General features: G+C 68.0%; 12 protein-coding genes. 6 read left to right on the forward strand and 6 right to left on the reverse strand.

The genetic code is table 11. The annotated features are described in order from the left end of the window. Nucleotides 1–22 precede the first annotated feature (22 nt). From ACFFDA_RS28875 to ACFFDA_RS28885, 3 genes are all read left to right on the forward strand, one after another. Nucleotides 23–1,207, forward strand: coding sequence for a glycosyltransferase (locus ACFFDA_RS28875; RefSeq protein ID WP_404480673.1), 1,185 nt, complete (start codon nucleotides 23–25; stop codon nucleotides 1,205–1,207). Next, complete coding sequence (locus ACFFDA_RS28880; RefSeq protein WP_404480674.1) at nucleotides 1,162–1,821, forward strand: DUF2238 domain-containing protein; 660 nt, start codon at nucleotides 1,162–1,164, stop codon at nucleotides 1,819–1,821. Before ACFFDA_RS28875 ends, ACFFDA_RS28880 begins: the two co-directional genes overlap by 46 nt. A 106-nt stretch (nucleotides 1,822–1,927) precedes the next feature. Further along, nucleotides 1,928–2,413, forward strand: a complete 486-nt coding sequence (locus tag ACFFDA_RS28885) for a hypothetical protein (RefSeq protein WP_404480675.1) — start codon at nucleotides 1,928–1,930, stop codon at nucleotides 2,411–2,413. Between the two features lie 45 nt (nucleotides 2,414–2,458). Here ACFFDA_RS28885 and ACFFDA_RS28890 read toward each other — a convergent pair whose 3' ends face one another. From ACFFDA_RS28890 to ACFFDA_RS28905, 4 genes are all read right to left on the reverse strand, one after another. Then, nucleotides 2,459–3,721: a hypothetical protein gene (locus tag ACFFDA_RS28890; protein WP_404480676.1), complete on the reverse strand. Its 1,263-nt coding sequence runs from the start codon at nucleotides 3,719–3,721 to the stop codon at nucleotides 2,459–2,461. A 68-nt stretch (nucleotides 3,722–3,789) separates the two neighbouring features. Next, nucleotides 3,790–4,587 (reverse strand): LysR family transcriptional regulator, encoded by a 798-nt coding sequence (locus tag ACFFDA_RS28895; protein WP_404480677.1) that lies wholly within the window; start codon nucleotides 4,585–4,587, stop codon nucleotides 3,790–3,792. 38 nt (nucleotides 4,588–4,625) lie between these two features. Then, on the reverse strand, nucleotides 4,626–5,024 hold the full coding sequence (gene apaG, locus ACFFDA_RS28900) for a Co2+/Mg2+ efflux protein ApaG (protein ID WP_404480678.1): 399 nt from the start codon (nucleotides 5,022–5,024) through the stop codon (nucleotides 4,626–4,628). Between the two features lie 179 nt (nucleotides 5,025–5,203). Continuing rightward, a complete protein-coding gene (locus tag ACFFDA_RS28905; protein ID WP_404480679.1) occupies nucleotides 5,204–6,412 on the reverse strand; it encodes a trans-sulfuration enzyme family protein in 1,209 nt (402 codons plus the stop codon). A 153-nt stretch (nucleotides 6,413–6,565) separates the two neighbouring features. Between ACFFDA_RS28905 and ACFFDA_RS28910 the strand changes: the two genes are divergently transcribed. Further along, nucleotides 6,566–7,849, forward strand: a complete 1,284-nt coding sequence (locus ACFFDA_RS28910) for a phospholipid carrier-dependent glycosyltransferase (protein ID WP_404480680.1) — start codon at nucleotides 6,566–6,568, stop codon at nucleotides 7,847–7,849. 90 nt (nucleotides 7,850–7,939) lie between these two features. On the opposite strand, the gene rlmN is transcribed toward ACFFDA_RS28910, so the two are convergent. Continuing rightward, nucleotides 7,940–9,268 carry a 23S rRNA (adenine(2503)-C(2))-methyltransferase RlmN gene (gene rlmN, locus ACFFDA_RS28915; RefSeq protein WP_404480681.1) on the reverse strand — a complete coding sequence of 443 codons (1,329 nt, stop codon included), beginning with the start codon at nucleotides 9,266–9,268 and terminating at the stop codon, nucleotides 7,940–7,942. 296 nt (nucleotides 9,269–9,564) lie between these two features. Between rlmN and ACFFDA_RS28920 the strand changes: the two genes are divergently transcribed. Further along, nucleotides 9,565–10,236, forward strand: coding sequence for an outer membrane protein (locus ACFFDA_RS28920; RefSeq protein WP_404480682.1), 672 nt, complete (start codon nucleotides 9,565–9,567; stop codon nucleotides 10,234–10,236). A gap of 83 nt (nucleotides 10,237–10,319) precedes the next feature. On the opposite strand, the gene ACFFDA_RS28925 is transcribed toward ACFFDA_RS28920, so the two are convergent. Then, on the reverse strand, nucleotides 10,320–10,823 hold the full coding sequence (locus ACFFDA_RS28925) for a hypothetical protein (protein ID WP_404480683.1): 504 nt from the start codon (nucleotides 10,821–10,823) through the stop codon (nucleotides 10,320–10,322). Nucleotides 10,824–11,005: 182 nt separating this feature from the next. Here ACFFDA_RS28925 and sthA point away from each other — a divergent pair, with 182 nt between their 5' ends. After that, nucleotides 11,006–12,400 carry a Si-specific NAD(P)(+) transhydrogenase gene (gene sthA / locus ACFFDA_RS28930; protein WP_404480684.1) on the forward strand — a complete coding sequence of 465 codons (1,395 nt, stop codon included), beginning with the start codon at nucleotides 11,006–11,008 and terminating at the stop codon, nucleotides 12,398–12,400. Nucleotides 12,401–12,440: the final 40 nt, after the last annotated feature.

Raw genomic sequence — 12,440 nt, forward strand, 5'->3', positions numbered from 1 at the left:
CTTGTCACCTAAACACGGACCCATGAACATTACCAGTTCCGAACTTGCGCAGGCAGCCGATGCCGTGAATGCCGTTGCCGCCAGGCCACTGCAGTTGGCGGTCGTCCTGCCCACCTACAACGAACGCAAGAACGTCGCGACGATGATCGAGCGCCTGGACAAGGCGCTTTCGGGCATCGCCTGGGAAGTGATCTTCGTCGACGACAACAGCCCCGACGGCACCTCGGACGAGGCGCGCCGGCTGTCGCTGATCGACCCGCGGGTGCGCTGCATCCAGCGCATCGGCCGCCGCGGCCTTGCCAGCGCCGCGATCGAGGGCATGTGCTCCACGTCCGCGCCGATCGTCGCCGTCATGGATGCCGACCACCAGCACGACCCGGCGCTGCTGCCGGGGATGCTGGAGGCGGTCGCCTCGGGCGAGTACGACATTTCCTACGCCTCGCGCTTCGCCGAAGGTGCCAGCACCGAGGCATGGGGGCGTCCCGACCGCGTCAAGGCCTCGGGCCTGGCGAACCGCATCGCCAACAAGGTCACCGGCGTCGCCCTGACCGACCCGATGAGCGGCTTCTTCCTGTTGCGCACGCAGACCTTGCGCGCCGACGCGCATCGCCTCTCGGGCGTGGGCTTCAAGATCCTGCTCGATATCCTGGCGACGGTCGACGCCCCGCTGCGCGTCAAGGAATTCCCCCTGAACTTCGCCGCCCGCGCGGAAGGCGAGAGCAAACTGGATCGGACCGTCGTGTTTGAATTCCTCGTGGGTCTTTACGACAAGTGGCTCGGCCGCATCATCCCCACCCGCTTTGCCCTGTTCGGCACGGTGGGAGCCTTCGGCGCGGTGCTGCACATGACGGTGCTGGCGCTGGTGCTGCACTTGTTCGGCGCGCAGTTCGCCCTGAGCCACTATCCCAAGGAAGCGGCCTTCATCTTCGGGCAGACCATCGCCTCGCTCATCGCGATGACGTTCAACTTCGCGCTCAACAACGAGCTGACCTACGCCGACAAGCGCCTGCGCGGGTTCGGTCCGGTGGCGCGGGGCTGGGCGCAGTTCGCCCTGACCTGCGCTTTCGGCATGCTGGCCAACATCGGCGCCTCGACGGCGCTCGTGCGCGTGGGCTTCCATCCGTATCCGGCGGCGATCGTCGGCATCGTCCTCGCCTCGGTGTGGAACTTCGCGCTGTCGTCCAAGTTCGTCTGGGGCAAGTACTGAGCGTTCCGCGTTCGCAGGCGGTCCTGCTGGCGCTCACGGCGGCAGCGGCGCTGCTGAGCCTGGTCGATACCCCGTACCCGCGCCTGGCGCCGCTGCAGAACCTGCCGACCCTCGCCATCGCCGGCGGGCTCTGGCTGTCGCTGCGGCGCTGGCCGATGCCCACGAGTGCGCTCGCCTGCGCCTGCCTGTTCCTGTGGCTGCACACGCTGGGCGGGCGCTACATCTATTCGTTCGTGCCGTACGAGGACTGGGCCCGCGCGCTCGGCCTGCCGTCCCCGGCGGCGAGCCTGGGGCTGGCGCGCAATTCGTGGGACCGGCTCGTGCACCTGAGCTTCGGACTGTGCTGGGTGCACCCGATCTCGTCATGGCTGGCGCGGCACCGGGGCCTGTCGCCGAGGCTGGCGACCTACATCGCGGTCGAGTTCGTGCTGGCCGGCAGTGCGGTCTACGAGATCTTCGAATGGCTGCTGACAGTCTTCATGGCCGGACCCGACGCGCTGGCCTACAACGGCCAGCAGGGCGACCCGTGGGACCCGCAGAAGGACATGGCGCTGGCCGGGCTGGGCGCGGTCGCCGCGGCCGTTTTCCTGCGGCTGCGGGTTCGATTCAAGTAAAAATCCTGTCATCTGTCGACATGCGCAAGTCGTTCGTCGGTTTTCCTTTGTAACGGTCCCGCCCGTCGTCTTTTCGCCCGCGATCACGATTTGCGGGAGTACCGGGATGATCTTTCACGTTTCCATCGACGCGCGCGATCCGCGCCATGTCGCCCATGTCCTCGCCGAACTGCTCGGCGGGCGGGCGACGCCGTTTCCGCCGGTCGCGGAAGGAAGCTGGCTGGCCCATGCGGGCGACGAGCGCAACACCATGGTCGAAGTCTATCCGCGCGGCACCCAGTTGATCGAGGCGCCGGGCGATGCCGACGCGCTCGGGGTGCCGGGCGAGGGCGGCCTGAGCGCCACGCACTTCGCCATGGCCACGCGCCGCACCCAGGCCGAGGTCTTCGCGATCGCCATGCGCGAGGGCTGGCCGGCCAAGTACCGCAAGCGCGGCGGTGCCTTCGGGGTCATCGAGCTGTGGCTCGAGGGCAACCGCATGGTCGAGGTCATGACCGCGGCGATGCAGCGCGAATACCTCGAGACGATGCGCCTCGAAGGCTGGCAGGGCATGCTCGGGCAGGGCGACGAGAAGCACCGCGTGGCGGCGTGACCCTGTGCGTGGCGGGTTCGACGGGCGTGGCTTCGCGCCCGCTCGTCACCACAGCGCCCGCTCCTGGTAGGCCCGGTTGCGTTCGCGCACGATCGCCTCGCGTTCCTGCGCAGTGACCCGCACCACGTCCCTGGGCAGCGCCCGGGCGAGGTCGCTGAACTTCACTTTCGTCAGCTTGGGGATCGGCTGGCTGTCGCATCCGGTCCACCGGCCCTGGATGATGCCGCGCGGATAGCCCGCGGTGTCGAGCCAGTTGCGGACGCCCGGGTCCTTGCCGGCGACCACGATCCGCAGCTTTCCGTCGCTGTCGGGCGCCGCCTGCGCCGCGTTCAGGCTCGAATGGTTGTTGGTCCAGTCGATCGTCTCGTAGAGCGCGTTGGTCAGGATCAGCGAGCGGTAGCGGCAGGACGCCGGCACGTCGGATTCCACGATCAGCGCCTCGTCCTCGGCGATGTCGAAGACCCCGTCGTAGTAGAACTGCGAGGCCAGCGCGCCTTCGGGCGGGACCATCACCTTGAAGCGGTTGACGTAGCCTTCGTCCGCCAGCTTCTGCACCGTGGCGACGAACATCGGCGCGATCGTGCCGATGGCCTGGGGCAGTCCCTTCAGCCGCGCGGTGAGATCGGCGGCGGAAGGACGCCGCCGTCCCGTCGGTGTGCCGACCCGCTCGATGGTGACGGTGGGCTGCTCTTCCCGGCTCCAGTCGGAACTGACCACGCGCAGCATCAGGCGACGGGTCTGCGGCTCGAGCTGCCAGAAATCGCCGTCGTATCCGTCCGGACGCACCGCGCCGACCAGCACCGAATAGCGCCCCTGTCCGTCGGTCGTCAGCGTCGAAATGTCGAGGTGCGGGCGCGAGTTGCTCCCGCGCAGGACTTGCGCGATCACGGCCAGCGTCACCGATCCCTTGCGGCCGGAGATGCGATAGCTCTGGGTCGGATCGATCGCGGCGACCTTGTAGACCGTATCGGCATTGGGCTGGCCGACATTGAGCACTTGCCCGATCGCGGGGAGGAACACCGGCGCCGCGGGATCGGAGCCAAGGGCCTCGATCGAGGAACTCGCCACCGCTTCCAGCGCAATGCGGCCGATCTCGGCGCGGATCTGCGGGTCCTGCCGCATGGCCTCCGGCAGCCTGGCGAGCATCTGCTCGGGCAGGTCGCGCAGCGAGTCGACGAAGGCGTCCCAGCCCTCGACCGGAGAGGCCGTCCGCGTTTCCTGCGCCCGCGCCGGCGCCCGTGCGGCCAGGGGCAAGGCCGCCACTGCGACCGCCGCCAGCCCGAGCGCCTTGAGGAACCGTGCCGCCATCCCGTCTCTCCCATCTCTATCCGGGAGGTAGAGTGATCGCGCCTCCAGCCAGCGTCAATCGGCGGGCACTACGCCCCGGCGGTAAGCGCGGCGACGAGGTCCTTGACCTTCTTCTGTCGCCACTGCGGCAGCGGTGCGACGAGCCAGTAACCGCGGCGGCAGGCAACCGCTTCGCCCACCAGGGCGCGATGGCCGGTGTCGACGAGTCCGGCCGCCAGCAGCGCCGGAACATGCGCCCGGCCGACGTTGGCAAGGGCGGCGGCGATGGCCTGGCCGGCGTCGCCCACCATGATCGGCGGCTTGGCCTCCTCGGCATCGTCGCCGTCCGGAGTGGGATCGCCCGGCCAGCCGATCCAGTCGCCCCTGCCGACCTCGACCCATTCGGCCGTGCCCAGGGGGATGCCTTCGAGATCGCCCGGGCCGTCCGTCCAGCGCACGGCGAGGTCGAGGTTGGCCTCGGTGAAGTCGGTCATCTCGCCATCGACGAGCACGTACTGGACTTGCGGGTTGGCGGCGCGGAAGGCGGCAAGGCGCGGGGCGAGCCAGGCCGCGAAGAAATCGCGCGGGGCGGCGATCGTGTAGACGTGGCTCGACTGCCCGGCCTGCATCGCCTGCACCGCATCCTCGAAGTGCAGGAACCCGGTGCGCAGCGCGGCTAGGCCGGCGCCGGCTTCCTCGGTCAGTTCCAGGCCCTTGCTGGTGCGGCGAAACAGCACCACGCCGAGCAGGTCCTCCAGAGCGCGGATCTGCTGGCCGACGGCGGCGGGCGTAACCGCCAGTTCGTCCGCCGCGCGGGTGAAGGAGAGATGGCGGGCGGCCGCGTCGAAGACGCGCAGGGCGTTGAGGGGCAGATGGGTGCGCTTCATGGCGCCTCCCTATGCGCAGGCGCTCCTTCCGGCAATGGCTAGCCTGCCGTCGCGGGCGCAGCGAGCGGGAAGTAGGGAATGAGCGCATTGAACTCGCGCCCGTCCTCCCGCACGAAGGTGTAGTGCCCCTCCATCGACCCTTGCGGGGTGGTCAGGGGACAGCCCGACACGTAGTCGTGGCTGCGGCCATGCGCGATCACCGGCTGCTCTCCCACGACGCCTTCGCCCTCGACCACGTCGACCTTGCCGGTGGCATCGGTGATGCGCCAGTGGCGGGTCATCAGCTGGAGGGTCTGGCCGGTCTCGTTCTCGATCCGGATGTGGTACACCCAGAACCACTTCCCCGCCTCGATGCGCGATTGCTCGGGCAGGAAATTGACGGCGACGCGTACCGTAAGGCCATCGGTGATGGCGGTATGCTGGAACAGTTCCTTCATGACGGGAGCCAGCCTAACGAGGAATCCTCGAGGCGACAAGCCATCCTCCCCCACCGGGAAAGGGGAACGCACATGCAGGTGGGATGCGTCTTTGCAAAACCGTCAGCCTGAGCTTGTTTCAGGGTGACGAAGAAGGCGGGGAGGGCAGGCAATTGCTGCGCCTCCCCATCCGGGAAGGCTCAGAGGCCCACCTTGGTGAGCGCCTGGTCGAAGTCCTCGATCAGGTCGTCGATGTCTTCCAGGCCCACGTTGATGCGCAGCATGCCTTCGCCGATGCCCATCTGCTCGCGCGCTTCGGTACCCATGTTGTGGTGCGTGGACGAGGCGGGGTGGCACATCAGCGAACGCGAATCGCCGATGTTGTTCGAGATGTCGATGAGCCGCAGCGCGTCGAGCAACCCGTGCGCCTGCTCGCGCCCGCCATCCAGCACGAAGCTGAAGATCGGTCCGCAGGCGTCCATCTGCTTCTGGGCGAGAGCCCGGCCGGGGTGGCTGTCGAGCCAGGGGTGCAGTATCTTGGGCACCCGCTTCTCGACGAACTGCCCGAGCGTAAGCGCGTTCTCGCTCTGCTTCTTCGCGCGCAGGTCGAGCGTCTCGAGACCCTTGAGCACGACCCAGGCGTTGAACGGCGAGAGGTTGGGTCCCGTGTTGCGCTGGAACGGCAGCAGCACGTCGTTGATGAAGGCTTCGGAGCCGCAGACGGCGCCGGCGAGGACACGGCCTTGCCCGTCCATCAGCTTGGTCGCGGAATAGGCGACGATGTCGATGCCGAACTCGAGCGGCCGCTGGAGGGCGGGCGAGCAGAAGGCGTTGTCGACGACGGTGGTGATCCCGTGCGCCTTGGCGATCGCGGCGATGCCGGCAAGGTCGGCGATGTCCATCGTCGGGTTGGCGGGGGTCTCGAAGAAGAAGACCTTCGTGTTGGGGCGGATCGCCGCTTCCCACTGCGCAAGGTCACCCGCGTCGATGACGGTCACCTCCACGCCGAAGCGCGGCAGCAGGTGGTCGCCCAGCCAGCGACACGAACCGAAGGCGGCGCGCGCGGTCACCATGTGATCGCCGGCGGACAACTGGCAGAGCAGGGCCGCGGTCATCGCCGCCATGCCCGAGGCCTGGGTACGGCAGGCTTCCGCGCCTTCGAGCAGGGCGATGCGTTCTTCCAGCATCGCCACGGTCGGATTCTGCAGGCGCGAGTAGGTCATGCCGTCCTGCTCGCCCGCGAAGCGCGCGGCGACGGTGGCGGCATCGTCGTAGGAATAGCCCGAGGTGAGGAAGAGGGCCTCGCTCGTCTCGCCCATTTCCGAGCGCCAGGTGCCTCCGCGAATCGCGCGGGTGGCGGGGCGCCAGTTGCGGGTCTGGGTGCGGTCCTGTCCGGTGGTGCGTTTCATGGGTCATGCCTGTAAGAGCGCGCAGCGGCGAGTGCAAGCGGGCGCGCGCCGACCGCCGGTCCGCGCCTAGGCGCGGCGCGGACGGAACATAGTGTTGGCGAGCTGCGCCGCACCCTTGCCCAAACCGCCGATCCCCCTTATTCCGCCGCTCCGATGCCGCCCGCCTCCCGACACAATCGCGACCCGCTGGGCTGGTGCCTGCTCCTGACGGCGGCCTTCCAGGCCCTGGTGCTGTGGCGCATCGGCATTCCGACCCGTTACTATTTCGACGAGATCCACTACGTTCCCGCCGCGCTCAAGCTGCTGGACCTGATCCCCGCCAACCGCGAGCATCCGCTGTTCGGCAAGGAAGTGATCGCCGGGTTCATCCACCTGCTCGGCGACCGTCCGCTGGCCTGGCGGCTCGGCCCGGCGCTGTTCGGGGGGCTGGGCCTGTTCGCCTTCGGTCGGCTGGCCTGGCACCTGACGCAGCGCCGCCGCGCGACGATCGCGGCGACGGCCCTGCTCGCCACCAACTTCATGTGGTTCGTGCAGAGCCGCATCGCCATGCTCGACATGATCTCGGCGAGCCTGTGCATGGTCGGCCTGTGGCAGTTCGCCGCCGCCTTGCGCGCGCGCCGGACCGGAGCGGCACGGCTGCACCTGGTCGCCAGCGGCCTGGCGCTCGGCCTGTCGCTGGGTGCCAAGTGGAGCGGCGCGCCGGCGCTGATGATGCCAGGCCTCGCGTTCCTGGTCCTGCGCCTGCGCGAGACCGGCCTCCTGCATGTCGGCCGCCGCGGGGCCGGGCCGATCAAGGGCGTCACCCTGACCGAAGCCGCGCTGTGGCTGGGCCTGTTTCCTTTCGCGGTCTACTGGGCGACCTACCTGCCGGCGATGTTCTACGCGCACCACGCGCTCGCGCCGCTTGGCGTGATCGAGCAGCACGAACTGATGATCCGCCTGCAGGACAGCGTGAAGAAGCCGCATCCCTACCGCACCTTCTGGTATCAGTGGGTCGTCGACTGGCGAGGCATCTGGTACCTGTTCGAGAACGTCGACGGCGCCCAGCGCGGCATCGTCATGATCGGCAATCCGCTGTCGATGATCGCCGGGCTCTTCGCCCTTGGCTGGAGCCTGTGGGCGGCGGCCTTCCGGCGGCGCTGGGACGCGCTGGCCTTCCTTGTGCTCTATGCCGCGTGCCTGGGAATGTGGATCGTCAACGGCAAGCCGGTGCAGTTCTACTACCACTACCTGCTTTCGGGCGCCTTCCTGATGGGGCTGCTGGCGCTGGCGCTCGACGTGCTGTGGGAGCGGCGGGACCGCTGGCGCTGGCTGGGCACCGGGGTGATGACCCTTTCGCTGGTGATCTTCGCGGTGTTCTTCCCGATCATCTCGGGCCTGCCGCTGCCCTATCGGAGCGCCTACAACTTCTGGATGTGGCTACCGAGCTGGCGCTAGGTCTGGTCGCCGGCGAATGCGCGCCTGCCACCGGGTCCGCGCGTCCGCGAGGACCCGGCAAGGGTGGAGACAAGCCCTGTCGTCCCGGCCTCAGCCGAGCGCGGCTTCCTTCTCCGCATGGATGCGGTCCAGTTCCGCGCGGCTCTTCTTCTCGGCGGCGGTCTTGAGCTGGCCGCAGGCGGCGTCGATGTCGCGGCCGCGCGGGGTGCGGACCGGGGCCGAGATGCCGCCCTGGAAGACGATGTCCGAGAAGGTCCTGATCCGCTCCGGGGTCGAGCATTCGTATTGCGCGCCGGGCCAGGGATTGAAGGGGATCAGGTTGACCTTGGCGGGCAGGTTGTACTTCTTGAGCAGGCGGACCAGCTCGCGCGCATCGGCGTCCGAATCGTTCTTGTCCTTGAGCATCACGTATTCGAACGTGATCCGCCGCGCGTTCGAGGCGCGGGGATAGTCGGCACAGGCCTGCAGCAGGTCCTCGATGCCGTACTTCTTGTTGATCGGCACGATCTCGTCGCGCACTTCCTTGGTCACCGCATGGAGCGAAACCGCGAGGTTGACGCCGATCTCCTCGCCGCAGCGCTCCATCTGCGGGATCACGCCCGAGGTCGAAAGCGTGATGCGGCGCTTCGACAGGGCGAGGCCGTCGCCATCCATCACCAGCTTGAGCGCGTCGCGCACGTTGTCGAAATTGTAGAGCGGCTCGCCCATGCCCATCATCACGATGTTGGTGAGCAGGCGGCCGTCCGAGGTGTAGGAGCCTTCGTCCTCCTCCTCGTCGAGGTCGGCCCCAATATTGGCCATGGTCGCCAGGCGGCTGTCCTCGGCGCTCTTGGGCCATTCGCCCAGCGCGTCGCGGGCCAGCATGACCTGGCCGACGATCTCGCCCACCGTCAGGTTGCGCACCAGGCGCATGGTGCCGGTGTGGCAGAAGCGGCAGTTGAGCGTGCAGCCGACCTGCGAGGAGACGCATAGCGTCCCCCGGTCGGCGTCGGGGATGAAGACCATCTCGAAATCGTGCGCGTCGGCAGTGCGCAGCAGCCACTTGCGGGTGCCGTCGCTCGAATGCTGCGCCTCCACGATTTCCGGACGCCCGACGATGAAGCGTTCCGCCAGCCAGGGACGCATGGTCTTGGCGATGTCGGTCATCGCCTCGAACTCGGTGACGCCGCGGTGGTAGAGCCAGTGGTAGACCTGCTTGGCGCGCAGCTTGGCGGCCTTCGCATCGAGCCCGGCGCTTTCGAACAGTTCGGCGATGCGCTTCTTGGGCAGGCCGAGCAGGTCGATGCGGCCGTCCTCGCGCGGGGTCACGCCGTCGACAAGGCCGGGGCGCGGCACCGGCATCGGCTCGACGTGGCCGGGGATCGGCATGAGGCCGGCGGCGTCGCCGGCCCCGGATGGGATGTCGTTCGTCTCTGGCATGATCGGCGGGCATATAGTGCATTCGGGGGCAAAGCGAAAGATGCGGGAGGCCAGTGCCCCCTCGCGCGGGCACGCCGGGCCTGCGCGAACCGTCCAAGGTTCGATGCGTTCCTTCCGCCCGTCGCGGCAAAGGCTCCGTACGTCGCCTTAGTGTTGCTCAAAAACATCAACGATTTCGTTGTGTTAGGTTAAGGAAACTCTGGAGCCTCGATACGCATTTGACCAGTCCAAGGCGGATGAAACCCGCCTGATGGAAGGGCGGAAGAACCGCCGCTCGGAATGATCGGAGTACCTTTATGAAGAAGATCCTTGTCTGTCTCGCCGCCGGCACCGCCATGGCATCTGCCGCACCGGCCATGGCGCAGGACGTCGCCCCCGTGGACCCGTTCTCGGGCTTCCACGTAGAGGCCCTGATGGGCTATGACGTCTCCAAGGCGGGCAGCAGCGCCGACGACGACGTCAACGAAGACAACGACCAGTCGATCGACGGCTTGGCCTACGGCGTTGGCGCGGGTTACGACCTGCGCTTCGGCAACGTGGTCGTCGGCCCCGAAGCCGAAGTGACCTGGTCCACCGCCAAGACCAAGTTCGACGACGGCGATTTCGAGGGCTTTGGCATCGGCAACGTCAAGACCAACCGCGACCTCTACGTCGGTGCCCGCCTAGGCTACGCGGTGACGCCCAAGACGATGATCTACGCCAAGGGCGGCTATACCAACGCCAAGTTCGACGTGCGTAACGCCAGCGGCACCGTGACCACCAACCGCGATCTCGACGCGGACGGCTGGCGCATCGGCGCCGGCGTGGAGCAGGCGGTGACCAACAACGTCTTCGCCAAGCTGGAATACCGCTACTCCAACTACGAGAAGGGCGAACTGGACTACACCGGCGACTTCGCCGACGGCCAGCGCTTCGACCTCGACCTCGACCGTCACCAGGTGATGGCCGGCGTCGGCGTCCGCTTCTGATCGCACGCAGCCTTCATGGCGAGGGAAGGGCGGGGCCGAAAGGCTCCGCCCTTTTCGTTTTGCGCGAGGATCGCAAACGCGCCCTATCTCAGCCGTGCGCAACCGATCAGCGCGGCATCCATCGCCGAGGCCGCACCGGCGAGCGACCAGGTGTTGGAAAAGGGCCGTCCCCGCGCGTCCCGGGCATTCACGGTCATCGACGGGGCCGAGCGCATGGCGGCGATGATCGCGGCATTGCCGGAAGCATCGCGCGGCCAGGCATCGCCCGCCCCGGCGGTGAGGACGATCCGCCGGCCGCCGATCCGCAGCGTCACCGGCGCATTGGCGGCGAGCTGTCGCGACAGGCGCAAGTGGACCTGGCTGCGGGCTCCGCGCCGCGGCCATGTGCCGATCGCGGCATAAGGCTGGTAGTCGCGCTTCATCTGGCTGGGATCGGCCATGGCGATGGCATAGCAGCGCGGGATCAGCGGATCGCGAAAGGCGCCCCAGGTGCCGTAGAGCCCGAGGCTCTCGCGCGCCTGCGCGGGTGCGGCGAGAAGCCCCACGAGAACGGGCAGGACGGACAGGCGCGCAAGGGATCGAAGCATCGCGTCGGCTATAGGGACTGTGCGGGCCGCTTGGGAAGCGCCTGCCGGGTCGCAATCGTCGTGAATGGTGGAGATTGCCTGTTGCGTCGCAGCACGCGGCACCGCACACTCGGCCAGCTTTGCGGGGGAGGAGACGGAGCGGCCGGAAGCGCCGCGCAATGGCTTTTTGCGGAGGGTTGCGGATGGCGGGGGTCTACGAGTTCATCGTGATCGGCAGCGGGCCCTCGGGGCGACGCGCGGCGATCCAGGCGGCCAAGCTGGGCAAGTCGGTCCTGGTGATCGAGGGGCGCCAGCGCGTCGGCGGCGTATCGGTGCACACCGGCACGATCCCCAGCAAGACCCTGCGCGAAACCGCGCTCAATCTTTCGGGCTGGCGGGAGCGTGGCTTCTACGGCCGCTCCTACCGCGTGAAGAAGGAGATCGTCAGCGAGGACCTGTCGATCCGGCTGTGCAAGACGCTCGACCACGAGGTCGACGTGCTGGAGCACCAGTTCCTGCGCAACGGCGTGACGACGATGGCCGGGTTCGCCCGGTTCGTCGGCCCGAACCGGCTGGTGGTGACCTCGCCCGATGCGAGCGAGCTGGTCGTCGAGGGCGAGCGCTTCCTGATCGCGGTGGGCACCGTGCCGCATCACCCCGACGCGGTGGACTTCACCGACCCCGACATCCTCGATTCCGACGAAGTGGTGAACATCCCGCGCCTGCCGCGCTCGCTCGCGGTGGTCGGCGCCGGGGTGATCGGCATCGAATATGCGACGATCTTCTCCGCCCTCGACGTGGCCGTCACCGTGATCGAGCCGCGCGCGACGTTCCTCGACTTCGTCGACCGCGAGATCGTAGAGGAGTTCGTCCACCAACTGCGCGACCGGGGCGTGACGTTCCGCCTCGGTTCGCCCGCCGCGAAAGTGGAGAAGAGCGCGGACGGGCGGGTGCTGACCACGCTGGGCGACGGGCGCACGGTCAGCTCCGAGATGCTGCTCTACTGCGCCGGGCGGATGGGCGCGACCTCGGGGCTGGGCCTGGAGGCCTGCGCGCTGGAGACGGATTCGCGCGGGCGCCTCGCGGTCGATCCGCACACGTACCAGACCAGCGTGCCGCACATCTATGCCGCCGGCGACGTGATCGGCTTTCCCAGCCTCGCCTCCACGTCGATGGAACAAGGCCGCATCGCTGCCTGCCACGCCTTCGGCCTCCCGCTGCCGCCTGCCCCCGCGTTCTTTCCCTATGGCATCTACGCCGTGCCCGAGATCTCGACCGTGGGCATGACCGAAGAGGAAGTGCGCAAGCGCGGAATCAACTACGAGACCGGCATCGCCCGTCTGCGCGAGACCAGCCGCGGGCACATCATGGGGCTGCAGCAGGGCCTGATGAAGATGATCTTCTCGAACAAGACCCGCCGACTGCTGGGTGTCCACATCATCGGCGAAGGCGCCACCGAGCTGATCCACATCGGCCAGGCCGTGCTGAACCTGAAGGGCACGATCGACTACTTCATCGAGAACACGTTCAACTATCCGACCCTGGCGGAAGCCTACAAGATCGCCGCCCTGGACGCGTGGAACCGCATGGCGCGGTGAGAGGGAGGCCCTCGTCATCCCGGCGCATGCCGGGATGACG

The sequence above is a fragment of the Novosphingobium sp. BL-52-GroH genome, from assembly GCF_044813085.1.
Lineage (GTDB): Bacteria > Pseudomonadota > Alphaproteobacteria > Sphingomonadales > Sphingomonadaceae > Novosphingobium.